At 64.2% G+C, this 24869-nt stretch carries 26 protein-coding genes and 1 pseudogene; 14 read left to right on the top strand and 13 right to left on the bottom strand.

The window, feature by feature from the left end; translation table 11 throughout:
- Positions 1–43: 43 nt before the first annotated feature.
- On the top strand, positions 44–490 hold the full coding sequence (locus tag X739_RS142240; protein ID WP_245273934.1) for a GNAT family N-acetyltransferase: 447 nt from the start codon (positions 44–46) through the stop codon (positions 488–490).
- Entirely contained in the window at positions 487–1140 is a 654-nt protein-coding gene (locus tag X739_RS142245; protein ID WP_023774826.1) for a 4'-phosphopantetheinyl transferase superfamily protein, read from the top strand. Before X739_RS142240 ends, X739_RS142245 begins: the two co-directional genes overlap by 4 nt.
- A gap of 295 nt (positions 1141–1435) precedes the next feature.
- Here the strand turns inward: X739_RS142245 and X739_RS142250 are convergent, their stop codons facing one another.
- The 3 genes from X739_RS142250 to X739_RS142260 form a co-directional block, all read right to left on the bottom strand.
- The gene (locus X739_RS142250; protein ID WP_031248512.1) at positions 1436–2563 is read right to left on the bottom strand and encodes a KamA family radical SAM protein; all 1128 of its coding nucleotides are present in this window, start codon (positions 2561–2563) and stop codon (positions 1436–1438) included.
- 86 nt (positions 2564–2649) lie between these two features.
- A complete protein-coding gene (locus tag X739_RS142255; RefSeq protein WP_023774824.1) occupies positions 2650–3546 on the bottom strand; it encodes an NmrA family NAD(P)-binding protein in 897 nt (298 codons plus the stop codon).
- On the bottom strand, positions 3543–3740 hold the full coding sequence (locus X739_RS142260) for a DUF1127 domain-containing protein (RefSeq protein ID WP_023774823.1): 198 nt from the start codon (positions 3738–3740) through the stop codon (positions 3543–3545). Before X739_RS142260 ends, X739_RS142255 begins: the two co-directional genes overlap by 4 nt.
- A gap of 215 nt (positions 3741–3955) precedes the next feature.
- Between X739_RS142260 and X739_RS142265 the strand changes: the two genes are divergently transcribed.
- Positions 3956–4867, top strand: coding sequence for a transcriptional regulator GcvA (locus tag X739_RS142265; RefSeq protein ID WP_023774822.1), 912 nt, complete (start codon positions 3956–3958; stop codon positions 4865–4867).
- A 74-nt stretch (positions 4868–4941) separates the two neighbouring features.
- On the opposite strand, the gene X739_RS142270 is transcribed toward X739_RS142265, so the two are convergent.
- On the bottom strand, positions 4942–5394 hold the full coding sequence (locus tag X739_RS142270; RefSeq protein ID WP_023774821.1) for a helix-turn-helix domain-containing protein: 453 nt from the start codon (positions 5392–5394) through the stop codon (positions 4942–4944).
- A gap of 113 nt (positions 5395–5507) precedes the next feature.
- Between X739_RS142270 and X739_RS142275 the strand changes: the two genes are divergently transcribed.
- Positions 5508–5804: a YciI family protein gene (locus X739_RS142275; protein ID WP_031241442.1), complete on the top strand. Its 297-nt coding sequence runs from the start codon at positions 5508–5510 to the stop codon at positions 5802–5804.
- A gap of 51 nt (positions 5805–5855) precedes the next feature.
- Positions 5856–6671 (top strand): oxidoreductase, encoded by an 816-nt coding sequence (locus tag X739_RS142280; RefSeq protein ID WP_023774819.1) that lies wholly within the window; start codon positions 5856–5858, stop codon positions 6669–6671.
- Between the two features lie 157 nt (positions 6672–6828).
- On the opposite strand, the gene arsK is transcribed toward X739_RS142280, so the two are convergent.
- Genes arsK through X739_RS142300 form a run of 4 tightly spaced genes read right to left on the bottom strand, consistent with a single transcriptional unit; the run spans position 6829 to position 9533 of the window.
- On the bottom strand, positions 6829–8055 hold the full coding sequence (gene arsK / locus X739_RS142285; protein WP_023795622.1) for an arsenite efflux MFS transporter ArsK: 1227 nt from the start codon (positions 8053–8055) through the stop codon (positions 6829–6831).
- Positions 8036–8449 (bottom strand): arsenate reductase (glutaredoxin), encoded by a 414-nt coding sequence (gene arsC, locus X739_RS142290; protein WP_023795621.1) that lies wholly within the window; start codon positions 8447–8449, stop codon positions 8036–8038. Before arsC ends, arsK begins: the two co-directional genes overlap by 20 nt.
- The gene (locus X739_RS142295; protein ID WP_023795620.1) at positions 8446–9138 is read right to left on the bottom strand and encodes an MIP/aquaporin family protein; all 693 of its coding nucleotides are present in this window, start codon (positions 9136–9138) and stop codon (positions 8446–8448) included. Before X739_RS142295 ends, arsC begins: the two co-directional genes overlap by 4 nt.
- A gap of 41 nt (positions 9139–9179) precedes the next feature.
- Positions 9180–9533 carry a metalloregulator ArsR/SmtB family transcription factor gene (locus X739_RS142300; RefSeq protein ID WP_023795619.1) on the bottom strand — a complete coding sequence of 118 codons (354 nt, stop codon included), beginning with the start codon at positions 9531–9533 and terminating at the stop codon, positions 9180–9182.
- 105 nt (positions 9534–9638) lie between these two features.
- Between X739_RS142300 and X739_RS142305 the strand changes: the two genes are divergently transcribed.
- Positions 9639–10112: a DUF6428 family protein gene (locus tag X739_RS142305; RefSeq protein WP_245273933.1), complete on the top strand. Its 474-nt coding sequence runs from the start codon at positions 9639–9641 to the stop codon at positions 10110–10112.
- 77 nt (positions 10113–10189) lie between these two features.
- Here X739_RS142305 and X739_RS142310 read toward each other — a convergent pair whose 3' ends face one another.
- Complete coding sequence (locus X739_RS142310) at positions 10190–10402, bottom strand: 4-oxalocrotonate tautomerase family protein (RefSeq protein WP_023774813.1); 213 nt, start codon at positions 10400–10402, stop codon at positions 10190–10192.
- An 87-nt stretch (positions 10403–10489) separates the two neighbouring features.
- Positions 10490–11245 (bottom strand): SDR family oxidoreductase, encoded by a 756-nt coding sequence (locus tag X739_RS142315; RefSeq protein ID WP_023795617.1) that lies wholly within the window; start codon positions 11243–11245, stop codon positions 10490–10492.
- 104 nt (positions 11246–11349) lie between these two features.
- Here X739_RS142315 and X739_RS142320 point away from each other — a divergent pair, with 104 nt between their 5' ends.
- Together X739_RS142320 and X739_RS142325 are read left to right on the top strand one after the other, a co-directional pair.
- A complete protein-coding gene (locus X739_RS142320; RefSeq protein WP_023795616.1) occupies positions 11350–12243 on the top strand; it encodes a LysR family transcriptional regulator in 894 nt (297 codons plus the stop codon).
- A 149-nt stretch (positions 12244–12392) separates the two neighbouring features.
- Positions 12393–14051 (top strand): acyl-CoA synthetase, encoded by a 1659-nt coding sequence (locus X739_RS142325; RefSeq protein WP_023795615.1) that lies wholly within the window; start codon positions 12393–12395, stop codon positions 14049–14051.
- A 363-nt stretch (positions 14052–14414) separates the two neighbouring features.
- Here the strand turns inward: X739_RS142325 and X739_RS0135180 are convergent, their stop codons facing one another.
- Entirely contained in the window at positions 14415–14777 is a 363-nt protein-coding gene (locus X739_RS0135180) for a nuclear transport factor 2 family protein (RefSeq protein WP_023774809.1), read from the bottom strand.
- Between the two features lie 389 nt (positions 14778–15166).
- On the opposite strand from X739_RS0135180, the pseudogene X739_RS01000000166465 reads away from it, so the two are divergent.
- Positions 15167–15516, top strand: a pseudogene (locus tag X739_RS01000000166465) (DUF2200 domain-containing protein).
- A 66-nt stretch (positions 15517–15582) separates the two neighbouring features.
- Here X739_RS01000000166465 and X739_RS142330 read toward each other — a convergent pair.
- Positions 15583–16473 (bottom strand): LysR family transcriptional regulator, encoded by an 891-nt coding sequence (locus X739_RS142330; protein ID WP_031241435.1) that lies wholly within the window; start codon positions 16471–16473, stop codon positions 15583–15585.
- Between the two features lie 215 nt (positions 16474–16688).
- On the opposite strand from X739_RS142330, the gene X739_RS0135170 reads away from it, so the two are divergent.
- Entirely contained in the window at positions 16689–17678 is a 990-nt protein-coding gene (locus X739_RS0135170) for a DMT family transporter (RefSeq protein ID WP_051410621.1), read from the top strand.
- Positions 17675–18397 (top strand): haloacid dehalogenase type II, encoded by a 723-nt coding sequence (locus X739_RS142335; RefSeq protein ID WP_023775097.1) that lies wholly within the window; start codon positions 17675–17677, stop codon positions 18395–18397. Before X739_RS0135170 ends, X739_RS142335 begins: the two co-directional genes overlap by 4 nt.
- A 46-nt stretch (positions 18398–18443) precedes the next feature.
- Here the strand turns inward: X739_RS142335 and X739_RS142340 are convergent, their stop codons facing one another.
- Positions 18444–20453 carry an ABC transporter ATP-binding protein/permease gene (locus X739_RS142340; protein ID WP_032922585.1) on the bottom strand — a complete coding sequence of 670 codons (2010 nt, stop codon included), beginning with the start codon at positions 20451–20453 and terminating at the stop codon, positions 18444–18446.
- A 186-nt stretch (positions 20454–20639) separates the two neighbouring features.
- Between X739_RS142340 and X739_RS142345 the strand changes: the two genes are divergently transcribed.
- From X739_RS142345 to X739_RS142355, 3 genes are all read left to right on the top strand, one after another.
- Complete coding sequence (locus X739_RS142345; protein ID WP_023775095.1) at positions 20640–21524, top strand: hypothetical protein; 885 nt, start codon at positions 20640–20642, stop codon at positions 21522–21524.
- A 361-nt stretch (positions 21525–21885) separates the two neighbouring features.
- Complete coding sequence (gene htpG, locus X739_RS142350; RefSeq protein ID WP_023795612.1) at positions 21886–23778, top strand: molecular chaperone HtpG; 1893 nt, start codon at positions 21886–21888, stop codon at positions 23776–23778.
- Between the two features lie 209 nt (positions 23779–23987).
- Positions 23988–24866, top strand: a complete 879-nt coding sequence (locus X739_RS142355) for an ABC transporter permease (RefSeq protein ID WP_031252289.1) — start codon at positions 23988–23990, stop codon at positions 24864–24866.
- Positions 24867–24869 lie beyond the last annotated feature (3 nt).

Genomic DNA, 24869 nt, shown 5'->3' with positions numbered 1-24869 from the left:
CGTCGGAGGCCACGTGGCAGAGCGATCCGGAAGCACCGTGGACATCCGGATCGGCCCGGTCACCCCAGCCAATCGCGCTTTGGTTATCGCATTGCAGCTGGCGCCGGAGCAGATGGACTTCGTCGCCAGCAACGCAGCCTCCCTGCGTGAGGCCAAATCCGATCGCGGCGCGCGGCCACGCGCGGTCATGGCAGGCGACCAGATCGTGGGGTTCCTGATGTACGAGGCGCCGCGGGACGATGACGAGGCGCGCATCTACCGCTTGATGATCGACCGCGCCTGGCAGGGCCGGGGCTACGGCAAGGCCGCATTGCGTGAAGTGCTGAAGGAAATCGGTGGGCTCGGCCACATCAGGCACGTGTCGATCTGCTACGAACCGGAGAATGAAGCGGCACGGCGGCTCTATCGCAGCGCCGGTTTCGTCGAACAGGGGCTCGACGAGGACGGCGAAATGATCGCGGATCTCATTCTGCCCACCGGCCACCGATGACGCCGCCCGCCGAGCCGTCCGAGGAAATCGCCCTGGCGCGCGCCATGGCCGCCATGGCTCCGGCCGGGGTCCGCACCGGTTGCCGGATCATCCGCGAAGGCGACGAGACCCATCTGTTGCCGGCGGAAGCACGCTCCATCCCCGCCCGCCAGCCGTCCATGCGGCGGGCCAGCGGCGCGGCGCGATTGATCGCGCACCGGCTGCTGACGGATGCCGGCTTCGACGGTTTCGCCCTCTTGCGCGGGCCGTCCGGTGCACCCGCCTGGCCGGAGGGGATAACGGGCTCGCTCGCGCATGACGACGACATGGCCGTGGCGGCGGTCGCGGCTGTTGCCGGCATCGGCTCGCTCGGCATCGACGTCGAGCCGGCGCTGGCCCTGCCCGATGAGATTTTCTCGCTCGTGGCAATTCCCGAGGACCGGATCGACGCCGCCGACCGGCAGCTCGCCGGCCGCATCCTTTTCGCCGCCAAGGAAGCGGTCTACAAGGCTGCCTATCCGCTGGATCGCGAGGTGCTGGGCTATGAGGATATCGGCGTGGACCTCAAGGCCGGCCGCGCGACGACAACGACAGGCCGCAGCGTCAGCCTGGTCTATTGTACTGCCCCGCGTGTCGTGGTGTTGGCGTTTGTCGAGGGTGATAGGGTTTAGCGAGGGCGGACGCGGTTATCCCGCTGCGCAGCGATCTCCGGCGTTGGCGCTGCCCCTCACTGTCCTGCCGGACATCTCTCCCCGTATAGTGACGGGGAGAGAGGACCAGCTGCAACGCCGTTGGTCTTCCCGCAACGCACGAGATTGGCGAAATCGGCGACGGCAGCGCCCCTCTCCCCGTCACTATACGGGGAGAGGGTGCCGGCAGGCAGGTGAGGGGCAGCGCAAACACTGGCCACTATGAATAGTCGCTATGACGCATGGCGTTATTTATCCAGTGGAAAGCATCATGGCGTCACGAACCGGCATTCGGTTTGCACGAAGACCCTTCGCCCACAATCTCGGTGTACTCTTTCACCTGCCCATCCAGCCCACGTATGCGCCAGCTCTGCCCGTCCTGTTCCTCGACATGGCAAGGTCCGAGCGGCACCTTGCCGCCCCCGTCGGGCAGGTCGAGCACATAGACAGGGTTGCAGATCCCCGACAGGCGCGCGCGCAGCGCTTCCACCAACGCCTGGCCCTGTGCGATCGTGGTGCGCCTGTGCGCCATGCCGCGTGCGAGATCGCCATGATGGAGGTAGTAGGGTTTTATCCCCAGCCGGTACATCAGCTCGCGGCAGAGCTCTTCCAGCGCGTCGACCGTATCGTTGACGCCCTTCAGCAGAACGCTCTGGTTGAGCATCACGAAGCCGGCCTGTCGCAAGGCGCGGCAGGCCACTTCAGTGGCGTCGGTGATCTCGCGCGCGTGGTTGAAGTGGGTGACCACCGTCACCATCAGCCGGCCCTGCAGCGCCGCGACAAGCCCTGGCGTGATGCGCGACGGCAGCGCCACCGGCACGCGCGTGTGGAGGCGCAGCAACCTCACATGGGCGATGTCCTCGATGCGCGCCCGGATTTCGGCCAGTGCCTTGTCGGGCAGCGACAGCGGATCGCCGCCGGTCAGGATCACTTCGCGGATTTCGGGATGGCCCGATATATAGGCCAGCGCCGGCTCCAGCGCCTCGCGCGTATAGCCACGGCCGATCGACGTCAGCGATTCCTTGCGGAAGCAGAACCGGCAATAGACCGCGCACTGATAGGTCGGGAACAACAGCACCCTATCGGCATGGCGATGCGTCAGGCGCGGCACCGGGCTGAATTCGTGATCGGCGATCGGGTCGCCAAGCTCGCCCTCCGCCTCGTCCAATTCCTCAGGCGACGGGATCACCTGCGCCCGGATCGGGTCGGCGGGATCGTTCCAGTCGATCAAGTCGAGATAGGCCTTTGGCGCGCGCACCTTGTGAAGCGCCGCGGCGGCTTGCGCGGCTTCGCGCTCGGCCGGCGAGAGCGGCAGGGAAGCGAGGTCGTGCACATGGCGCACGCCGGCGCGGACATCGTCTTGCCAGGCGATGTCGGCGGCGCGGGTCGCTTTGAGGTCGGTCATCGGTGTCTCGGCTGTTTGCGCGGACCTATCGACCGGATGGACAGCGCGGTCAACCGCTGTCGCAACGCCAACCATGTCCCCCGCCTTCACAACCTAGGCCCACCCGCGCCAGCCATCGCCACAAAAGCGCTTTCGATCGTCTCCAACCTCAGCTCCGGATAAAGCGTCCCGGCTTCCGGGGTGGCCGTCTCAAGCGCGGTTTCGCCGCGGATCCAGAATGCGCGCAGCAATCCAAGGCCGGGAACCGCCGCGATCAGCGCCTCCAGCTCCTCGGCGCTCATCTGCTTGACACGCGGCGAGCGGCCGCTCACTTGCCGCCACAGCTCGATCATCGCGCTCTGCGTAGTCTTGTTCTGCGCGATCCGTATCTCGCTGCGAACAGCATTGGGATCCTCCAGCGCGCGCATGGTGACCGCGGCGATATCCTTCTCGCTGACGAAGGTCGCCGGCACGTTGCCCTCGCCATAGAGCGTCACCTCGTCGGGCGGCAGCGGCGACGATCCGAAGCGCGTCAGGTCGCCCAGCGTCGCCACCCAGGTCGAGAAGAAGCCGTTGGTGTAGATCACCGTATAGGGCAGGTCTGCCTCCCGGACCGCGTCGAAGACGGCCCGCTTGATGTCGAGCGGTTCGATCGAGCCGGGCGCGGCGGCGGCAAAGTCGAGGCCGAAGCCGGCGGAGGGCACATAGCGGGAGACGCCGGCATCCCTGATCGCGCGCACCAGTGTCATCTCGCTGGCCGAGCCGACATGCACCGAACTGATGACGCGGTCGACCTTGCCGACGGCGCGCACAAGACTGTCATAGTCGTCGAGATCGCCGACATGCACGGTGGCGCCGAGCTCCTTCAGGGAGCGCATCCGCGCTTCATTGGCCGAAGTTGCCTGCCGGGCCAGGACATGGAGGCTGTCGCCATTGCGCGCGCTGGCCTTGGCCATCTCGCTGCCGAGCAGTCCGGTGGCGCCGATAATCAGGGTGCTGGTCATATCGCCCTCCCATTGGCCAGAATTTCGTTAGCAAGGATGGAACCATCCCAGTCGCGTTCAAGGCCGATGTCATGCAAACGGCGATCGGGAAGCCGGGAGATCCGGCGCAATGTGCGGCGGCGCTCGAACGCTGCCGCGCTTCGCATGGCAAGGCCGCTCATCGCGGCGCCGATGGGTCGAAGGGTCAAGGTCATGTTCGTCTCCTGTGTTTCACTGGGCGCAAGCCCGCCGATGTCGCCCGGGTGGGGCGAGCATGACGATTGCTCACACTTGTCTGGTCAATTCAGCGCATCGATGAACCGGAAGGCCGGTGTGGATGCTTGGTACGCCTGAATATTGGGCCGTTGAGGGCTGGACGACAAACGACTCTTTGTGCAGGATTTGTGAGCAACACTCACAGGTCGATCCGATGCCGCGCAGACTGCCACCCCTCACCGCTTTGCCCGCCTTCGACGCGGCCGCCAGGCATTTGAGTTTCTCCAAGGCCGCCGGAGAGCTCAACCTCACCCATGGCGCGGTCAGCCGCGCCATCCGCAACATCGAGGACAGGCTGGGCATCCAGCTCTTCGATCGCGGCACACGCTCCGTGCGTCTGACCGCTGTCGGCGCGGCCTATGCGGCGGAAGTCGGCAAGGCGCTCGACCAAATCGCCGCCGCCACCATCGCCGCCACGCCCGACCGCTCGACGCGCATCCTCAATGTCAGCACGTCCGACGGTTTCGCCGGCCGCTGGTTGGTGCCGAGGCTGCATCGTTTCCATCGCGCCAATCCCGACATCGACGTGCGGCTGGCGACTTCGGGCGTGCTGGCCGATTTCGTCAGCGACGGCATCGACATATCCATCCGCTACGGCCGCGGCGGCTATAGCGGGGTGACCGCGGAATTCCTCGCCGACGAGGAGGTCTTCCCCGTCTGCAGTCCGGAATTGCTGCAAGGCGAGCATCCGCTGCGGCAGCCGGACGATTTGAGGCACCACAAACTGATCCACGACGCCTTTCGGATCGACTGGGCGACATGGCTTGAGCAGGCCGGTGTCGAAGGCATCGACCCCACACGCGGCGTACGCTTCGATTCCGCCACCTTCGCCGTGGAGGCCGCCGTGCACGGCGAAGGCGTGCTGCTCGGCCGCAGCGCGCTGGTCTCGGCCGACCTCGCGGCAGGCCGGCTGGTCCGGCCCTTCGATCTCGCGCTGAAATCGGCGGCCAGCTACTACGTCGTCTATCCTGAAGGCGCGCTGCGCCAGAAAAAGATCAGGGCGTTCCGCGACTGGCTGTTCGCGGAAGTGGCCGCCGACTGGATTGATGCGAACAAGAGCGGCTGATCCGACGAACGCCCACCTGAATTCCCTCTCTTGCCGGCCAGATATCGCCGTTCGCTCCGGAGTTGCGCATCCAGTCAGTCCGACGGGCCGTCAGGCAGCTTGGGCATGACGATCCGTATGGGACGGCTGCCGATCGGCGCTCCGGTCCCGCGATCGATGCTGACTGGGTCGATCTCGGTTCCTGTCTCGGCGTCGAAGAACCGGGTGAAATTGCCACCGCCCCGGTGCTTGCTGCCCCAAGCGGCGAGCGAGAACAGCACCGGAAGCAAATCCCGACCGGCCTCGGTCAACAGATATTCATCCCGTGGCGGCCGCTCCGAATATCGCCGTTTCTCCAGCAGCCCTTCCTGCGTCAAGGTCGCCAACCGGCTCGTCAGCATCGTCGGAGCGATGCCGAGATTCTTGCGAAATTCGTCGAAACGGCTGAGCCCCGCATGGGCATCGCGCATGATCAACATGCTCCACGCGTCGCCCACCGTGCCGAGGCTGCGGGCGATCAAACAGGGCTGGCTGGAAAGATCCTTCACATCGATACCATTTTGATAGTGACTTACTACTAATTTGATAGTATCTTATCCCGCGAGGCCGTTCCACCGAAAAATGATGGTGACGGCCGCACATGGCGCCGCTGGAGTCCCAAATGAAGTTCTATCTGTGCAAGTACATCCCGCCCCGTGCCGACTTTCGTGCATCCATGACCGGCGACGAGCGGGAATGGATGAGGCAGCATGGCGCCTTCTTGGACGAGTTGCTCGACCGCGGACTGATCGTCGCCCATGGTCCGGTGATGGATCCAAGTGGCGGCTATGGCTTGTCGCTATTCCGGATCGGCGACGACCAGGACATCAAGGCGATAACCTCCCAAGACCCCATCGTGAGAAATGGCGCCGGCCATTACGAACATCACCCCATGCTTCATTTGAGCGTACACGGCTGACAAGTCCGACAGCACAAAGCGTCATGATCATGCATCTCGAAGGATATTGAAATGAGCAACAAAAATCGCGGCGTCGCCGTCGTCACCGGTGCAGCGGGCGGTATCGGCCTTGCGACAGCCAAAGCCCTTCTGTCGGCCGGCTACCGCGTCTTCGGCACGAGCCGGAAAGCCGCAACCGGGTCACCGCCGGGGATCACGATGCTGAGCTGCGACGTGACCGACGCGGACTCCGTCGCAAGCATGGTGTCGGAGGTCATAAGCCAGGCCGGGCGCATCGACCTGCTTATCAACAATGCCGGCAATGCCCTGATCGCGGGTGCGGAAGAATCGTCCATCGAACAGGCAAAGACCCTTTTCGACGTCAACGTCTTCGGTCTCATCCGCGTCACAAACGAGGTGCTGCCGATCATGCGACGTCAGGGCGGCGGCCGGATCATCAACATCAGCTCGGTTGTCGGCTTTGTCCCCAGCCCGTTCAGCGCGCTCTACACATCCACGAAACATGCCGTCGAGGGCTACTCCGAGTCGCTGGACCATGAGGTCCGCCCCTTCGGCATTCGCGTCCTGCTGGTCGAACCGGCCTTCACCCGTACGGCTCTCGATCACAATGCGACGAAGCCGGACAGGATGATGAGTGTCTATGACCAGGCGCGGGCAACGGCGACGGCGGTCTGGAACGGCGCGATCGAAAACGGCGATGCTCCCGAGGTCGTCGGACAGGCGGTCCTCACCGCGGCCACCGCGACATCGCCGAAGTTGCGCTATCCCGCCAGCAAGCAGGCGCGGCGCCTGTACCTGCTGCGACGGTTCGTTCCCGCGCATGCTTTCGACAAAAGCCTCCGAAAACAGATGAACCTGCCGTCGTGACAAAGGCGCGTAGCCGCTGTTCGGCGGGCCAGTTTTGAGACGCCAGACATCCGCTGCCGCGGCCGGACGATTTGAGGCACCACAACCCGATCCACGACGGTTCCGAGAGGGGGTCGGCGGAGTGGCGCCAAACCGCCTTGGGCATCCCTGCCCGCGTTCAGGTGGCGCTCGACACTTTCGCGATCGCCGCCAGCACCAGCAAAGCCAGACAGCCAACAAGCGCCATCAGGCCCAGCGACCAGGAAATGCCGATATGGGCCATGGCCAATGCCAGGGCGAACGGCGCGACCGCCGAGACGATCAGGCGGGCGGACATGGCGCGTCCCTGCAGCCGGCCATAGCCTTCGCTGCCGAACAGCGTCAGCGGCAGTGCCCCGGTGACGATGCTGAACAGCCCGTTGCCCATTCCGAAGATGACTGCGAACGCCATTGCGCCGGCGACCGAAGGCGCGGTGCCAAGCAGGATGACCACGCCCGCCGTCATCAGCACGGCTGAGATGATGGCGAGCCGCAGCGGCGGCAGGTTGATCCCGAAGACCATATTGACGAAACGGCTGAGCACCTGTGACGGCCCGAACAGCGTCCCAACGATGGCGGCGGCGGTACCCAGACCGAGCCCGGACAGCAGCGGCACCATGTGGACCAGCACTGCGCCGCTGACCAGGTTCTGGAGCGAAAAAGCGACAACCATCAAGGCAAAGCCGAGCGGCCGCGCCGGGGCCGGCAGCGATCCCGCGACGTGCCGGGGCGGCTCGATCGCCGCGCGCCTGCTCCTGGCCAGCCCCTGCGATAGCCAGGCGTGCAGCGGCAGGCAGACCAGCAGGTTCAGCCCGGCGAAGACGAGGTAGACTTCTCGCCAAGGCAAATGCGCATGCATGGCCGATGTGATCGGCCAGAAGACGGTCGATGCGAAACCGGCGATGAGGGTGAGATAGCTTATGCTGAGCTGCGCGGCACGCGGCCGGATCTGGACCAGCAGCGCGAAGGCCGCGCCGTATTGGACAAGGTTCGATGCGGCCTGCAGCGCAACCAGCGCGGCGACGAAGGCTGGACCGTTGGGCGCATAGGCACAGGCGGCAAGCGAAGCGGCAGCAAGTGCCGAGCCGGCGGTCATGATCCGTCCCCCGCCAAAGCGGTCGATCCAGCCGCCGAGCCAGGGTGCGGTCAGCCCGCCGGCCAGCAGCGCGGCCGACAGTGCGCCGAATATCCATTCGGTTGGCCAGCCCATATCCTTCGCCATGTCGCCGGAAAGGATGCTGAAACTGTAATAAAGCGTGCCGTAGCCGATAATCTGGGTGACCCCGAGCGCGGCGACAGCCGCTATCGGCGCACGCTCCGCGGTTTCGGCTTTTGCAAGGCTTCCGTCATTGCCCACCGCGGTCATGGCTCACCACCTCGCCGTCTTCCTTGGTGAACTGGCTCACCGGGTGGTCGAGCAGATCCAGCACAAGCTCGGACGGACGGCACAGCCGTGTCCCTCTCGGCGTTTCGACGATCGGCCGGTTGATCAGGATCGGATGTTCGAGCATGGCATCGAGCAGTTGGCCGTCCGACCATTTTGGATCGGCCAGGCCCAGTTCGGCATAGGGGGTGCCCTTTTCACGCAGCAAGGCGCGCACGGGAATTTCCAGCGTCGCTATCAATTGCTCCAGCCGCGCACGTGGCGGCGGATGTTTCAGATATTCGACGATGGTCGGCTCCTCGCCGCTGGCCCTGATCATGGCAAGCGTGTTGCGCGAGGTCCCGCAGTCCGGATTGTGGTAGATGGAGGTCGTCATGGCCTGACCTCGATGGGGAGCGGTTGAACGTGCGGCTGCAGCAGCCATGTCGTCAGCGCCAGGGCAATGCCCGCGCCGGCCAGTTCGGCGGCGATGAAGCCCGGCAGGCTTGCCGGACTGATTCCGGAAAAACTGTCCGTCAGTGACCGTGCGGCAGCGACCGCCGGGTTGGCGAACGATGTCGATGCGGTAAACCAGTAGGCGGCAGTGATATAGAGGCCGACCAGCCAGGGGATGGCCGAGCGCTCGAAGCGCAGGCCGGCGAGAATGACCGCCAGCAACCCAAAGGTCGCGATCCCTTCCGAAAGCCAGAGCGCGGGTCCCGTTCGGTCATGCGTCGACAAGGCCAGCGGCGCAAGCCCGAACATCAGGTGCGCGCCGACCGTGCCGGCGACGCCGCCGGAGAATTGGGCGAGCGCGTACCAGGCGCAGTCGCTCGCCGGCAGCCGGCGCGACAGCGCCATGGCCATCGAAACGGCCGGATTGAAATGGGCGCCCGAGACCGGCCCCAGTATCGTGATGAGAACCACGAGGATCGCGCCCGTCGGCAAGGTGTTGCCAAGCAGCGCCAGCGCACGATCGGGCGTCAGCGACTGCGCCATGATGCCGGAGCCGACCACCGTGGCCACCAGCAGGCTCGTGCCGAGAGCTTCCGCCGCGAGCCGGCGCGGCAAATCAAAGCCGGCCATGTCCCGGATGGAGGACGCGCCAGGCACAGGGTGGTCGCAAGTCATCGGGCAGGCTCCCGCGGGTCGGCCGCACAGCAGCCCGGCAACACCGCCGGCGCGCAGATTTCCGGCCGGCCGGAGCAACAATCCTCCATCAGGAAGCGGATAAGACCGCTCAGCATGTGGTACTCGGCGCTGTAGACCATGGAGCGGGAATCGCGGCGCACGCTCACCAGCCCCGCGCGTTCAAGCTCCTTGAGGTGGAAGCTGACATTGGACGCCGAAACCTCGACCTTTTCGGCTATCGCACCGGCGGCGATGCCGTCGGGGCCGGCAATCACCAGATGCCGCAACACGCGCAGCCGCGTTTCCTGCGACAGCGCCGCGAAGGCCGACAGGGCTTGACGTTCATTCATATTTCAACAATCCTATGAATATTGAAGCAAGGACTATCGCACATGCTCGCCTCTGACAATCGGGAATTTGGCCCCGTGATCATAGCCGACCCGCAAGACATCACCATGGCCGCCTTGCTGGGCTTTCTGACGGATCACAAGGACAGGCCGCTGGTGTTTTTCTACGAGGGCAGGCCGGTGCTGCCGGGCTACCATGTCACCGAGGTCAAGGCCGGCCGCTTCGACGCGCTCGACTGCGGCGGGAATCCGGAATCCTGGTCGGAGATCTTCGTGCAGCTATGGGACGTCAACGAGGACCGCACCCATATGCCGGCTGGAAGATACGCGGCGATCATCCGGAAAGTGACCGAGCATGTCGGTCTCAACGAGCCGGCCAAGCTGACCTTCGAGGTCAGCGACGGCGTGCGCCCGATGCAGCTCTACCGGGCCGCCCTGCCCCGGCTGACCGACGGCGCCGTGCATGTCGAGCTTGCGCCACGGCCAGCGAGTTGCAAGCCGCGCGACCGCTGGCTGGAGGAGGAAAAGAGTGCCAAGGCCTGCTGCGGGCCCTCCGCCGGACGACAACCATGCTGCGGCTAGCGAAGGGTCCTTTTGAGTATGCGAGCACCGGGGGCGCAGGCGCGAGCCCTTTCCAGGTCGGCCGAATACCGCCGATCTTAGTCCTTGGCGCGAAAAGCGTCCGGCACCACGAACACCTCGTCGGCGCGGCCATAGCCGCCATCGGCGACTTCCTCCACCAGCACCATCGTGTAGGGCCGCACGCCCTCGCCGAAAAAGTCGACGAACATGGCTGTCGTGCGATGGATGAGGTCTTCTTTCTGCGCCTTGGAGAGCGCCGCCCGCGGCATCTTGATGTTGGCGAATGGCATGATCTTTTCCTTGTCTTCTCAATTGTTGGGGTGAGTTTCAAAATGGGACAGGAGACAGGCCGCCACAGCAGCAGCGGCCAGCCTCCTTCAGATCACGCCGCCATTGGCGCGGATGATTTGCCCGTTGACCCAGGCACTGTCCGGCCCGGCTAGGAACGAGACCACGCCGGCAATGTCGTCGGGCTGGCCGAGCCTGCCGAGCGGGATCATTTTGGCCGTGGCCTCGATCTGCGCCGCGCTCTTGCCATCGGTGAACAGCGCCGTCTCGACTGGTCCGGGCGCCACCGCGTTGACGGTGATGCCGCGCGCGCCAAGCTCCTTGGCCAGGATGTGCGTCATCGCCTCGACCGCCGCCTTGGTGGCGGCATAGACGCCGTAACCCGGCTGATAGAGGCCGACCACGCTGCTCGAAAAATTGACGATGCGGCCACCATCGCGAAGGCGTTTTGCGCCTTCGCGCATGCCACGGAACACGCCGCCGAGATTGATCGCGACCTGGGTGTCGAAGAAGGCGTCATCGGCCTGCGCGATCGGCGAAAGCTTCATGATGCCGGCATTGTTGACTAGGATGTCGATGCCGCCGAACGCCTTCTCGCCCGCATCGAAAAGCTTGGCGATGCCGGCCGGATCCGAGATATCGGCCTGCATGGCGACCGCCTTGCCGCCATCGGCTTCGATGGCGCGCACCAGCGCCTCGGCCTCGGCCTGCCCCCGAGCATAATTGACAACGACGGCGATACCGTCACGGGCGAGGCGCCGCGCGATCGCCGCGCCGATGCCTTTGGAGGCGCCGGTCACGATCGCCGCTTTGGTTTGGTCCGTGCTCGTTTGGCCTGAAGTCATGGAAGTCTCTCCTTCTTGTTGGTGAGGTTGATATAGGTGGAGCCATCTTCCGGGATAATCAGCCCTGTCTTGACATCACTATTCGGAAACTGCGAACAAAGAGCATGGATCGTCTGGACACGATGCGGCTCTTCGTTCGCGTGCTGGAACGCCGTAGCTTCACCGCTGCCGCCGCCGATCTCGGCCTGCCGCGCTCGACCGCAACGGAAGCGATCCGGCGGCTGGAAGAACATCTCGGCGCAAGGCTGCTGGAGCGCACCACACGCCAGGTAAACGCCACGCAGGACGGCGAGGCCTATTACCGGCGCTGCCTGTCCATCCTGGCCGAGATCGAGGATGCAGAGGCCGCCTTCCACAATGCGGAACCCTTCGGCCTGCTGCGCATCGACGCCAGCACGCTGCTCACGCGCACCTTCCTGTTGCCGCGCCTGCCGGAATTCCTGGCCCGCTTTCCGCGCGTCGACCTGCAGATCGGCCAGAGCGACCGGCTGGTCGACCTCGTGCGCGAGGGTGTCGATTGCGTCATCCGCGTCGGCGAACCGCCCGACAGCGGCATGATCATGCGCCGGCTGGCCATGATCCGCGAAATGACCTGCGCCAGCCCCGCCTATCTCTCTCGGCATGGCACGCCCGCCTCCCCCGACGCGCTCGACGGCCACCAGGCTGTCGGCTTCGTCTCCTCCCGCAGCGGCGAAGTGCTGCCCTTCGAATTCACCGTCGGCGGCAAGACGCGCGAGGTGAGGCTGCCCGGCCGCGTCGCCGCCAACAATTCCGACACCGCCGCCGACCTCGCCCGGCTTGGCCTCGGCCTCATCCAGGCACCGCGCTACCGCTTCGAGAAGGATTTGGCGGAGGGAACACTGGTCGAGGTGCTGGCCGAGTATCCGCCCTCGCCGACACCGCTGTCGGCGCTCTATCCGCAAAACCGGCAGCTTTCGCCGCGCCTGCGCGTCTTCCTCGACTGGGCGGCACGCATTTTCGCCGAGGCGAACTTGTAAGAGCAATTCCAGTATTTGGCGGTTTTCTGTCCGGTATTGCGTCAACACAAAGGAACAGGCACTCGCCGTTGCCCATCGGCGCCATCTGATGTCAATGTCGCCGCGACAGCGCGCCATGGGGAGATGGCGCGCCGCCAGGGAGGATTTTCATGACCAAGACGCAAGCCGGCTTGCCGCGCTATGACGATGCCGTTGCAAGCTTTCGTATCGAGGACGAGATCACCAGACTGCAGGGCGACCCCGCGACCGGCATCAACGCATATGTCGAATGCTGCGGCCGGCATACCGGGCGAAACCGCCTGGCGCTACGCGCCATCTCGGCCGACGGCGAACTCAGCGAATTCAGCTTCGAGGATCTCGCCGACATGTCGGGCCGGGTCGGCACTCTGCTGAAGGAGTTGGGCGTCGGCCCGGGCGATGTCGTGGCCGGAATGCTGCCGCGCATCCCCGGACTGCTGGCGCTTATCCTCGGCACCTGGCGCATCGGCGCGGTCTACCAGCCGCTGTTCACCGCCTTCGGCCCGAAGGCGATCGAACACCGGCTCGGCTACAGCGGCGCAAAGCTGGTGGCGACCAATCCGGCCAATCGCGGCAAGCTCGACGAGGTCGCGAACCCTCCGCGAATAGCCATCATCCTCGGGGCGGGCGACGCCCTGCCCCCGGGCGACATCGATTTCCGCGTCGCCCTTGCCGCCGCTTCACCCAACTGCGCCCCGGTGATGTGCAAGGGCGAAGACCTGTTCATGATGATGTCGACCTCGGGCACCACCGGCCTGCCCAAGGGCGTGCCGGTACCGCTCAACGCGCTGCTCGCCTTCGGCGCCTATATGCGCGACGCGATCGGCCTGCGCCCAACCGACATCTTCTGGAACATAGCCGATCCCGGCTGGGCCTATGGCCTCTACTACGCCATCACGGGCCCCCTGCTGCTCGGCATCGCCACGACCTTCAACGAGGGCGCCTTCACCGCCAAAAACACCTATGATGTCATCGAGCGGCTCGGCGTCACCAGTCTCGCCGGCTCCCCCACGGCCTTCCGTCTGCTGCTCGCCGAAGGTCCCGACGCCGCCGCGCGTGCAAAAGGCCGGCTGCGCGTGGTGAGCAGCGCCGGCGAGCCGCTCAACCCGGAAGTGATCCGCTGGTTCGACACCCACCTCGCCGCCCCCATCCACGACCATTACGGCCAGACCGAGAACGGCATGATGGTCAACAATCACCATGGCCTGGCGCACCCTGTTCGCGCCGGCTCGGCTGGCTTTGCCATGCCGGGCTACCGCATGGTGGTGCTGGACGAGGCCGGCAACGAGCTCGGCCCCAACCAGCCCGGCATCCTTGCCGTCGACATCGCCAACTCGCCGCTGCGCTGGTTCGACGGCTACCACCAGGCCGAAACGCCGGCCATGTCGGGCGGCTACTACCGAACGGGCGACACGGTGGAATACGAGCCGGACGGCTCGGTCTCCTTCATCGGCCGCGCCGACGACGTCATCACCTCGTCCGGCTACCGCATCGGCCCCTTCGACGTCGAAAGCGCGCTGATCGAACATCCCGCCGTCAACGAGGCGGCGGTGGTCGGCGTGCCCGACCCCCAGCGCACCGAGATCGTCAAGGCCTTCGTCATCCTGGCGCCCGCCTACGAAGGCAGCCCGGAACTCGCCGAAGAACTGGCGCGACATGTCCGCAAACGCCTCTCGGCCCATGCCTATCCGCGCAAGATCGACTTCGTCGGGGAATTGCCGAAGACCCCGAGCGGCAAGATCCAACGGTTTTTGTTGCGCATGGCTGAGGTGGAGAAGAGGAAGGGTTGAAGGGCGGCGGGAAGATTGGAGTCGGTCCTGCGCCAATTGCTGAGACTTGCCGAGGAGGGGGTGGAAAAGCGACCTTTAAGAAAGGCATGACCTGCGCTGACACGCATAAATTTCCGCGGCAATCAATTTTTGAATTTGCCACGGGTTGCGATCGCGAATGCCATGTTATTCCAACTTGCTGATGGTGTTGGACGCATGCTGCGCAGCTGATCCCCAATGGCCTGCCGCTCGGGAGAGTACGCTGGCAACTTTGGAGAGAGGTCTCTTGCCAGGGTGCGCGCCACCACCGCGCAAAGCCGTAAAAAGCGAAGGCCTTCAGACGCCCGTCTGCCGTTCAACTGCGATCGTCGATACGGATCATCCCTATTGATGAAGGTGATAGAGCTTGCCGACGATCTTCCACTCTCCGGAGATCTTGAGCAGGGAAAGATAATCGGTGAACTTCATGCTCCCGAACTCGTTCTCGATCTTGACGATGGCTGCGTCGTTGGTGACGTCGATTAAGCTGATCGTCCAGCTTGGGCCGTGATTCGGCGGCAGGCCCGCACCCAGTACCTCGCCCACATAGGCATCCACGGATAGCCATTCGACCGCGTTTTGATAATTGCCGATCACCGATGCAGAGGGATGGAAGATAGATCGCAGCCCTTCCTCGTCAGCAACTGACATGGCTAGGGTATAACGTTCAACGGCAGCGCTTATCAGCCCTTCATCGGTCTGTGACATCAAGGCAGCTCCAATCCTTACCCAACGGCATACTGCAATTAAAAGCCATAAGCCACCTCATGGCGTCGCTTCGCGTCCCCCTGTCGAAGTTATAACCGCCGCCCAGGCGTAAGCGGGCGTGGTTCAAATGAGGAGTTTGGATTGGCTGAGCATTGATGAGTTTCAATGAGATGCGTCCCGAAAATCAAGTGTGAACCTGGCTTCGTTTGCGCCATCATCGATGCCCCGCATGGCAGACTTTGGAGCCGGAAGCTGCCGAACTTCTTTTGGTGCAAAAGTTGCCATGTCCGCGCGCTCCCTGTGGCTCCATATTGCTAGTGGCTGGCTGGACAGGCGCATTAAAGGCAAAGCTGGGTGCGGGCGATAGGCGCCACCGGTAAGGGCACGTCATGACGGAGCATCGAATCTATTCCACAAGCTTTGCTAGCGTCTATCCGCACTATGTCGCCAAGGCGCAAAGGAAAGGACGCACAGAGCCGAGGTCGATGAGATCATCCGCTGGCTGACGGGCTACACCGAGAAGGAACTCGACGCCGAACTGGAGAAGAAAACCAGCTTCGAGGATTTCTTCGGTCAGGCCCCTCGACTGAATCCTTTGCGGAATTTGATTACAGGGGTGGTCTGCGGCGTCCGCGTGGAAGATATTGAGGATCCACTGATGAAGGAAATTCGCTACCTCGACAAGCTGATCGACGAGCTTGCGAAGGGGAAAGCGATGGAGAAGATACTCCGAAAATGAGGCGAGAGGCTCGAGCGCGGGATATCATCGACCGAGCGCATGGGCGCAAGCGCTAATCACGTCTCCTCACACCGCGATCTGCAGCGTCCCGTGGCGCCTCACCTCAGCCTCTATCTCCCGCACCAGCGTCTCCAGCGCGGGATTGCGGACGTTGCGGGCGCGGCGAATGACGTAGGCGAGGTCCGGAGGCTTGGGGAACGACTTGTCGACGATCTCCATGCCGGGCCGCAGGTGGCGCTGGCTGAGCAGCGCGACGCCGAGGCCGGAGGTCACGCCGGCGATAATGCCGGCGGCGCTCGAACATTCGAACACGATCTCGAACACCGTTCCCTCGTCCTGGCCGAGATCGAGGCCCCAACGGCGATAGAAACAGTTCTCGTCGAAGGACAGGAACGGCACCGGGTCGCCTTTCGCCAGGGTCAGTTCGGGCGACTTCACCCAATGCAGGGTCTCGCGGAACAGCAGGACATCGGTGGGGCGGACGTCGTGCTGGAACACCTGGATGATGGCGGCGTCGAGCGCGCCCTCGCCCAACAGCTTCTGCAGGGCAAGGCTCATGCGCACTTGCGTGCGGACGCTCACCTCGGGGTACAGCCGGCGAAACCGGCCAAGGATGCGCGAAAGGTCCGTGCAGGTCGTGTCCTCGGTCATCCCCAATGCGATCTTGCCTTGCAGCGTGCTTTTCGACAGGCTCAGGATCGCCTCGTCGTGGATGCCCAGGATACGCCTGGCATAGCCCAGCAGATCCTGCCCTGAACTGGTGAACATCGGCGCATTCGCCTTGCGGCTGAGGATTTCGCAGTCGAGGCTCGCTTCAAGCCGCCTGATCTTGTGGCTGACGGCCGATTGCGACAGGCCCAGCATCTCGGCCGCCCGGGTAACGCCGCCATGTTTCTCGATCGCCACCAACGCGCGCAAGGCATCGACATCCAGGCGGCGGCTCATCACTCCAGCCATGACAATCCTCGTTTGAAACGCAAGCTGTGCTCCAAGGTCTCGGCGGAGAACGGGCTTTGCGGTCAATTGCGGTCAATCAGATATGCCGCATCTCGCTCCAATTTCATGGTTACATCGAAATTTGTCATGTGCAAAGGCGCTTGCGCGTCGCCATAAATCCCGCATCCGAGATCGGCCCTGATCCGCTGGCAAACCCGCTTCGACGAAGAGACCGCATGACGCTCCCGAAACCTCGGTCCCGTCGCCTGGCCTGGCCGCTTCTGGCGGCAGCGCTGGTCGTAAGCTGGAGTTCGGGCTTTGTCGGCATCCGTTACGCCAGCGAGAGCGCCGACGTCATGCTGGTGCTGTTCTGGCGAACCTTGATGTCAGGGCTGGTCCTTCTGCCCTTCGCGCTCTTGGTCGGGCCGCGCATCGGCGTCCGGGCGCTGATCCAGCAGATGGCGTTCGGCGTGGCGATGATGTTCCTCTATCTCGGCGGCTTTGCGCTTGCCATCGGCCAGCGCGTTCCGACCGGCCTTGTCGCGCTGATCTCGGACCTCGTTCCCCTCGCCATCGCGGCGCTGTCGCAGCCCGTTCTCGGCCACCGGCTGACATCGAGGCAATGGACCGGAACGGCGCTCGGCGTGTTTGGCGTGCTGATCGTCTCGCTGAACAGCCTCAGTCTCGGCACCGCGCCGGCCTGGGCGTACATGGTGACGATCGCTTCCATGATGGTCTTCGCGCTGGCGACCGTGCTGCAGAAGCGGATAGGGACGATCAACATGCCCATCCACCAGAGCCTGTGCATCCAATGCCTGACGGCGGCGCTGCTTTTTGCCGCTTGCGCCGAATGGAAGAGCGGGCTGATGCCGCCCCTTGATGGCCGGTTCGAGTTCGGTATCGCCTGGCTGGTGCTGTTTTCGACCTTCTTCTGCTACGGCGTCTATTATGCGAGCCTGCGCCTCCATAGCGCCGCGCAGGTCAGCAGCGTGATCTATCTCAGCCCGCCGGTGACGATGCTCTGGGCCTGGCTGCTCTTCGGCGAGCCGCTTTCGGCGGCGATGGTGCTCGGCCTCGCGGTGACGCTGTTCGGCGTCTGGCTGACATCCTCGCGCGGCACCGCATCGAAGGGCGAGGCAGGTCTGCGCCCGCCGGGCAGCCGGCCGATTGCTCGCCGATCCACGCAAACCCCAGCCAATTATCCACCTCAAGGGAGTGAACCATGAAGCTGACTGATTTCAAGGCCCTGACCTTCGACTGCTACGGCACGCTGATCGACTGGGAATCCGGCATGATCGACGCCCTGAAGCCGCTGACCGGGCGAGTTGGCAGCGGCCTTAGCCGCGACGAGATCCTGCAGGCGCATGCCAGGCACGAGTCCAGCCAGCAGAACTGGACGCCGCAAAAACGCTACAGCGACCTTCTGGCTGTCGTCTACAAGCGGCTCGCCGAGGAATGGAGCGTCGTGACCACGCCGGAGGAATGCATCGCCTATGGCCAAAGCGTCAAGGACTGGCCGGCCTTTGCCGATACCGCCGCCGCCCTGCAATACCTCAAGCAGCACTACAAGCTCGTCATCCTCTCCAACGTCGACAATACGAGCTTCTCCTTCAGCAACAGGAAACTTGGCGTCGATTTCGATGCGATCTACACGGCGGAGGACATCGGCTCCTACAAGCCGTCGCCTCGGAATTTCGACTATATGCTGGAAAAACTGGCGACGCTCGGGATTGGCGACAGGCAAGTCCTTCACACTGCCGAAAGCCTGTTCCATGATCATGCCGTGACCAACCGCCTGGGCCTTAAATCGTGCTGGATCCACCGCCGGCACGCCGATCAGGGTTTCGGCGCCACGATGCATCCCGGCGAGATGCCGAAGGTGGACTTCCGCTTCGACAGCATGGCCGACCTCGCCAAGGCGCATCGAGAGGAATTGCACGGCTGATGGAAGACCATCCCTCGAGCTGAAATCAGAACTCGCCTGAGCGCCATCAACTCTTTTTACGGGTGGTGCCGCGCTTTTCGGCGGAAGTGCCGGAACCCCACAAGGCGCGGCCGAGCAAGCCCCTGCGTTTGCGCGGGGCGAGGTCGATATCGCTGACCAGCTTGGCGCCGCCCTTGCGCCGCTCGAGCGTGATCTTGCGGCTGTGGAAGGCCTCCAGCTCGGCGCGGTGCGCCACGCTCAAGATGGTCACATTAGGCAATTCGTGGATGATGGTCTCCATCATCCTGTCCTGGCTCTTCTCGTCGAGTGCCGCCGTCGCCTCGTCCAGCACGATGATATCGGGCGCGTGCAGGAGCAGCCGCGCAAAGGCCAGCCGCTGCTTCTCGCCGCCCGACAGGGTCTGGTCCCACGGCGCGTCTTCGTCGATCCGGTCGCCGAGATGACCGAGCCCCACCTTGTCGAGGGCAGCCCTGATCTGCGGGATCGCCCAATCCTCGGCGGCGCCTGGATAGGCAGCGGCCCGGCGCAGCGTGCCCGAGGGGATGTAGGGGCGCTGCGGCAGCATGAACATGCGCTTGCCCGGGTGGAAATCGACGCTGCCGCCGCCCCACGGCCACAGGCCCGCTATCGCCCGCACCAGCGTACTCTTGCCCGAACCGGATTCGCCGGCCACCAGCAGCCGCTCGCCCGGCTGGATCACCACTTCGGTTTCCTTGACCACGGCGGTGCCGTCATCGAGCGACACCGACAGATTGTTGAGGCTGAGCATCGTGTCGTCCTTGGTCTCGCCGCGATTGATGCGTCCGAGCGCGTCGCTCTCTTCCGCGCGCTCGAGCCCGTCCAGCGACATCATCAGCGAGGCGATGCGCCGTGCCGAGGCGTTCCAGTCGGCCAGGCGCGGGTAGTTGTCGACCAGCCATCCGAACGCGCCCTGCACGATGGCAAAGGCGGATGCCGCCTGCATGACCTGCCCAAGCGACATCGAGCCGTCGAGGAATTTTGGCGCGCATAAAAGCACCGGCACCACGGGCGCGAACAGGCTTGATCCCTGCGATACCAGCGCCGTGCGCATGTGCTGGCCCGCAAGCATCGCCCACTTCCCCAGCACGCCGGCGAAGGTCCTGTCGATGCCGCTGCGCTCCTCCTCCTCGCCGCCGAGCAGGGCGATGCTCTCGCCGTTTTCGCGCACGCGCGTAAGCGTGTAGCGAAATTCCGCTTCCGCCTGGTTCTTCTGCTCGGAGAGTTCGACGAAATGCCGGCCGATGACCACCATCGAGGTGGAGGTGATGCCGGCATAGATGACCGCGGTGATGACGAGGAAGCCTGGAATGGTCACTGTCGAACCGGCGATCGGCAGTGTGAGCGCGCCGCCGATGGTCCACAAGACGACGATGAAGGTCGAGGCCGCCAGGAAGGCGTTGAGAACGCCGGAGACGAAATCGACAGGTGATTCGGTAGCGATCCGCAAATCGTCGGCGATGCGGGCTTCCGGGTTCTGGTGATCGCCGCTGACGAGATTGAGCTGGTAGTAGCGGCCGTTGGTGAGCCAGCGGCCGATGACGGATGTGGTGAGCCAGGAGCGCCAGCGGCGCTGGATCGTCATGCGCAGATAGACCTGCGCAACGACGAGGCTGGCGCTTCCAAGCACCAGCGGCACGAACACGGCGCTCAGGAAATAGACGGACGGCGCATTGCGCTGTTCGATGGCGTCGAAGATCGAGCGGTTCCAGACATTGATGCCGTACTGGAAGCCGACATTGACGCAGATCAGGATCAGGAGCGCGATCGTGCACGGCCAGGCGAGCTTGTCGCCGCGCCGGCTCCAATAGCCGCGCGCGCTGATCCAGAAGCGCTTCAGCAGGTATTTCTTGCGCGCCTGTTCGGCCTGTTCGGGGCTCAGCTGCGGATCGGGTTCCACCGCCGCAGGCGGCGGCGCCGCCTCGCCGACGACCTCGGATGCGGCCTCGACATCGGGTACCTTCTCCCGGCGGGGCTTCCTGGCATCGTTTGGCTTGGCGCCGCCGGCCGGCCTCTGTTTGGGTTTGATGTCTGCCACAACGGCCATAACGGCCTGGGTATCGGAAGGTTTCATGCCTGGGTATCGGAAGGTTTCATTATCAGGGGTTGCGACCGTGCCAGGGCTGTCCTGGTGCCCCGATATCCGCGACGCCTCGCCATGACTTCACCGCCGCACAATCGCCACCAAGCCACGCGAAGAGCTTGTAAAACGGAGGTTTTCACGATGCGTCTGGTCTGGACTTTGGTGTTCGCGCTGGCGAGCGGTGCGGTGTATGCGGCTTCGCCGGAGGACGACTACATCGCCGCGCGCGACAAGGCGATCGCGGCCATCGCCGCGATGGAAAGCGCGAACGCTCCCGTGGAAACGCTCGATGCGGCCAATGAGAAGGCCCGCGCCGATCTCGAACAGCGCCTTTCGACGCTTCTTGGACCTTTCACGGTCAAGGGTTTTCCGGCGGCCGGCAGGATCAATATCGAAAGCCTCAGTTCCTCCGATGTCGGCTTCGGCATGCTGGACGGGCTGCGTCACGGCACCGAGGATGGTCCCAGCATCGTGGCGTCGACACGCGGGCTGGTCGAGCGCTGGCTGCAATCGCGCGCGGCCGAGACGGACGCCGATCTCAAATTGCCCACCAGCTTCGACGCGGCGCTGAAGCTCGATGCGTTCTACACCCAGGCCATCGGCAGCGACGCCGCTTTCACCGGCACGCTCGACTTCACGCTGAAGACGCCCGATGGCGCCGACATGGCGATCGCCCGCCTCGGCGGCTGGGCACAGGATGTGGGACCCAACTACGACCAGGAAATCGTCGTCACGCTGGTCAAGGGCAACAGTGTCATGATCGCCGAGGCGCCCGCGACACCGCCCGTCCCAAGGATCGCGGCCTGCGACGCGGTCTGGACCGCAGCCGACGCCGCCGCGCAGAAACTGGTCAAGCAGGCAACCGACGACAGCGACGAAAGTACATCCGATGCCGCCGACGCCGCCTGGGCAAAAGGCGACAGCGACTTCCGCGCCTGCATGGGGGCACAATTGGCTAAAGACGCCGCCTACCCGGCGCTGCTTGCCCAGGCGCAAGCGCTGGCGGACAAGATGGCGGGGAAGTAAGAAATCAAGATGGAACGTCGGCGCCGCCCCTCACCTGCCTGCCGGCATCCTCTCCCCGCATAGTGACGGGGAGAGGGGCGCGCTTCGCCACTTTCGCCAATCGCCAATGTTGCCTAGAAGGCGTCGGCCATGCGGCCAGCCCCTTCTCCCCGTTACTATACGTCGAGAAGTGCCCGGCAGGGCGATGAGGGGCGGCGCCGAGATCCGTGATTGGCCCCCTCTTGTCGCCTTCGCACCCGCCACCATATCGTCATCACGCTGGCCTTGCTGAACACAGTTGCCAGCGCCATTAAAAATTGTTGAAAGGATAATCCCCGCACGCACCCCGGCGCGGCGGGCGGATGAACAGTGGGAACTTGAGATGACGACGGATACGAAAGCAACGGAAACCAAGGCATTCGAGGCGGATGTTTCGCGGCTGCTGCACATGATGGTGCATTCGGTCTATTCCGATAAGGACGTCTTCCTGCGCGAACTGATTTCCAACGCCGCCGACGCCTGTGAGAAGCTGCGCTTCGAGGCCGTCAGCCACCCCGAATTGCTGGCCGAGGACCCGAAGCCCCGCATCTTGATTTCAGCCGATGCCGACGGCAAGCTGATCACCGTCGAGGACAACGGCATCGGCATGAGCCGCGACGACATGACGGAGGCGCTGGGCACGATCGCGCGCTCGGGCACGCGCGCTTTCATCGAGCGCGTCGGCGCTGGCAATTCGAGCGAGGACACGCAGCTCATCGGCCAGTTCGGCGTCGGCTTCTACTCCGCCTTCATGGTCGCGACCCACGTCGACGTCATCAGCCGCCTGGCGGGAAGCGAAGAAGCCTGGCGCTGGTCGTCCGACGGCAAGGGTTCCTACGAGATCGCGCCCGCCCCGCTCGAAGCAGCACCCAAACGCGGTACCCGCGTCGTGCTGCATCTGATGGACGACGCCGCGTCCTACACCGGATCCTATCGGCTTGAGCAACTGGCCAAGTCGCGGTCGGGCCATGTGCCGGTGCCAATCACGCTCATCGAGAAGCCCGGTGCCGAGGCGCGCGACATTGCCGATGGCACGGCTCTTTGGGTTAGGCCGAAAAGCGAGATCAAGCCCGAGGAATACACCGATTTTTACCGCGGCGTCTCCGGTCAGTATGACGAGCCGGCCGCCACCATCCATTTCCGAGCCGAAGGCCGGCAGGAATATAGCGTGCTGGCCTTCGTGCCCGGCTCGCGTCCGTTCGATCTGTTCGACCAGGACCGCAAGGGCCGCATGAAGCTCTATGTGCGCCGCGTCTTCATCACCGACGATGCCGATTTGTTGCCGCGCTACCTGCGCTTCATGCGCGGGCTGGTCGATTCCGCCGACCTGCCGCTCAACGTCTCGCGCGAGATGATCCAGGAAAGCCCGCTGCTTGCCGCGATCCGCAAGGGCCTGACCAACCGCGTGCTTGGCGATCTCGCCAAGCTGGCGGAGAACGAGACCGAGTCCTATGCGAAAATCTGGGAAAACTTCGGCGTCGTCCTCAAGGAAGGGCTCTACGAGGACCATGAGCGGCGCGAGCAGCTCTTGAAGCTCGCCCGCTTCCGCTCAACCGCCTCCGGCGAAGGCTGGCGCGGCCTTGCCGACTACGTCTCGGCGATGAAGGAAGGCCAGAAGGCGATCTTCTTCATGGCCGGCGACGACCGTGCACGGCTCGAAGCCTCGCCGCAGCTCGAAGGTTTCAAGGCACGCGGCATCGAGGTCTTGCTGCTCACCGACCCGGTGGACAGTTTCTGGACGTCGATGGCGCCCGAATTCGACGGCAAGCCGTTCAAGTCGGTGACGCAGGGCGTGGCCGAACTTTCCGAAATCCCGCTGCTCGACGAGGCGAACAAGCCGGATGCGGCGGCGACGCCCGAAGTGGATGGCTTCCTGGCCTTCGTCAAGGCGGCGCTTGGCGATGCCGTGTCGGATGTGAAGCCTTCCGACCGCCTGACCGAAAGCGCGGTCTGCCTGGTGGCGCCCGAACACGGTCCCGACCGCCAGTTCGAGCGGCTGCTCAACGCCGCCGGACGCCTCGACAAGACGGCCAAACCTATCCTCGAGATCAACCCCCGCCACGAGCGCGTCCTGGCGCTCGCCAGCCTCGGCGACGATGAACAGGCCTTCAAGGACGATGCCGCCCATCTCCTCTATGATGAGGCGCGCGTCCTCGACGGGGACAAGCCGGCCGACGCCAGGGCGTTTTCCGAGCGCCTGGCCCGGCTGATCGCGCGCGGTATTTCGAAAGGCTGAGTCTACGCCGGCCAGCCGTCCTCGACGTGTGGTCGAGCGGGGTTGCGTGGCGATCCCGTCCGCCGACGAATTCGGCATCTCTCGCAGCCGGCGAGGCGCTGAACTCCGCTGGCTCAATCGCCGACTGTGGACATCGCGCCTTCGATCCCTCAATCTTGGCCCGGGAACAAAACAGACGCTTCAAAGAAGGCGTGGACGTCCGGGTGCTCATGAAACGACGATGGACATTGTATGATCCACGGCTGGCCTGGACGCTCGTCGCGCCGGTGCTCTTGCTGCTGATCTTTTTCCTGGTGCTGCCGATCGCGGTGATGGCCGGTTATACCTTCTTCACCTTTGTCACCGCCGGCGTGGAAACGAGCGCGTTGACGACCGCGAACTGGCACGAATTCTTCACCGACAACTACTATCACGGCTTCCTTCTGAAGACCTTGAGGGTCGGAGCCATGACGGCGCTGCTGTGCGGCGTCCTCGGATACTTCCCCGCCTATTTCATCTGGGCGACGACCTTCAAGCACAAATGGCTGCTGCTGCTTTTGCTGATCGTGCCGTTCTGGATCAGCTTCACCATCCGCACCTTCTCATGGATCAATATCCTGGGCGAACAAGGCGTCATCAACGTCGCGCTGCTCAAGATGGGCATCATCCATGAGCCGCTGCAGATGCTCTACAATGAAGGCGCGGTCATCCTCGGCATGCTGCACTTCCTGCTGCCCTACATGATCCTCAACGTCTATGTCAGCCTGGAGAGCATTGATCGCACGCTGATTTCGGCGGCCCGCTCGATGGGCTGCACAAGCGCGCAGGCGTTCCGCGAGGTCACGCTGCCGCTGTCGCTGCCCGGCCTGGCGGCGGGCCTGCTGCTCTGTTTCGTGCTGGCCGCCGGCAGCTATGTCACGCCGCAGCTTCTCGGTTCGGGTCGTGACGCGCTGTTTGGCAACCTGATCTACGACACCATCATGGGCGAGCTGAACTGGCCTATGGGCGCCACGCTTTCGATCGTGCTGTTCATCGTGCTCGGCTTCTTCGCCGCCGTCTACACACGCTACATGGGCATGTCGCAGATCGTCAAAGGGCTTGGTGGATGACGG

This window comes from Mesorhizobium sp. LNHC209A00, assembly GCF_000502915.1.
Classification (GTDB): domain Bacteria; phylum Pseudomonadota; class Alphaproteobacteria; order Rhizobiales; family Rhizobiaceae; genus Mesorhizobium.
The sequence above is the reverse complement of the archived record's forward strand: the minus strand, read 5'-3'. Positions and strand labels throughout refer to the sequence as shown.

Bases quoted from the DNA above. Each gene is read 5' to 3' on its own strand.
- X739_RS142355 (WP_031252289.1), top strand. From the start codon at position 23,988: ATGAAACGACGATGGACATTGTATGATCCACGGCTGGCCTGGACGCTC.
- X739_RS142345 (WP_023775095.1), top strand. From the start codon at position 20,640: ATGCGTCTGGTCTGGACTTTGGTGTTCGCGCTGGCGAGCGGTGCGGTG.
- arsC (WP_023795621.1), bottom strand. From the start codon at position 8,449: ATGACGACCTCCATCTACCACAATCCGGACTGCGGGACCTCGCGCAAC.
- X739_RS0135180 (WP_023774809.1), bottom strand. From the start codon at position 14,777: ATGTCACAGACCGATGAAGGGCTGATAAGCGCTGCCGTTGAACGTTAT.
- X739_RS142320 (WP_023795616.1), top strand. From the start codon at position 11,350: ATGGATCGTCTGGACACGATGCGGCTCTTCGTTCGCGTGCTGGAACGC.
- X739_RS142335 (WP_023775097.1), top strand. From the start codon at position 17,675: ATGAAGCTGACTGATTTCAAGGCCCTGACCTTCGACTGCTACGGCACG.
- X739_RS142245 (WP_023774826.1), top strand. From the start codon at position 487: ATGACGCCGCCCGCCGAGCCGTCCGAGGAAATCGCCCTGGCGCGCGCC.
- X739_RS142315 (WP_023795617.1), bottom strand. From the start codon at position 11,245: ATGACTTCAGGCCAAACGAGCACGGACCAAACCAAAGCGGCGATCGTG.
- X739_RS142255 (WP_023774824.1), bottom strand. From the start codon at position 3,546: ATGACCAGCACCCTGATTATCGGCGCCACCGGACTGCTCGGCAGCGAG.
- X739_RS142310 (WP_023774813.1), bottom strand. From the start codon at position 10,402: ATGCCATTCGCCAACATCAAGATGCCGCGGGCGGCGCTCTCCAAGGCG.
- X739_RS142280 (WP_023774819.1), top strand. From the start codon at position 5,856: ATGAGCAACAAAAATCGCGGCGTCGCCGTCGTCACCGGTGCAGCGGGC.
- X739_RS142295 (WP_023795620.1), bottom strand. From the start codon at position 9,138: ATGGCCGGCTTTGATTTGCCGCGCCGGCTCGCGGCGGAAGCTCTCGGC.
- X739_RS142305 (WP_245273933.1), top strand. From the start codon at position 9,639: ATGGCCGCCTTGCTGGGCTTTCTGACGGATCACAAGGACAGGCCGCTG.
- X739_RS142265 (WP_023774822.1), top strand. From the start codon at position 3,956: ATGCCGCGCAGACTGCCACCCCTCACCGCTTTGCCCGCCTTCGACGCG.
- X739_RS0135170 (WP_051410621.1), top strand. From the start codon at position 16,689: ATGACGCTCCCGAAACCTCGGTCCCGTCGCCTGGCCTGGCCGCTTCTG.
- X739_RS142275 (WP_031241442.1), top strand. From the start codon at position 5,508: ATGAAGTTCTATCTGTGCAAGTACATCCCGCCCCGTGCCGACTTTCGT.
- X739_RS142250 (WP_031248512.1), bottom strand. From the start codon at position 2,563: ATGACCGACCTCAAAGCGACCCGCGCCGCCGACATCGCCTGGCAAGAC.
- X739_RS142330 (WP_031241435.1), bottom strand. From the start codon at position 16,473: ATGGCTGGAGTGATGAGCCGCCGCCTGGATGTCGATGCCTTGCGCGCG.
- X739_RS142325 (WP_023795615.1), top strand. From the start codon at position 12,393: ATGACCAAGACGCAAGCCGGCTTGCCGCGCTATGACGATGCCGTTGCA.
- X739_RS142300 (WP_023795619.1), bottom strand. From the start codon at position 9,533: ATGAATGAACGTCAAGCCCTGTCGGCCTTCGCGGCGCTGTCGCAGGAA.
- arsK (WP_023795622.1), bottom strand. From the start codon at position 8,055: ATGACCGCGGTGGGCAATGACGGAAGCCTTGCAAAAGCCGAAACCGCG.
- X739_RS142260 (WP_023774823.1), bottom strand. From the start codon at position 3,740: ATGACCTTGACCCTTCGACCCATCGGCGCCGCGATGAGCGGCCTTGCC.
- htpG (WP_023795612.1), top strand. From the start codon at position 21,886: ATGACGACGGATACGAAAGCAACGGAAACCAAGGCATTCGAGGCGGAT.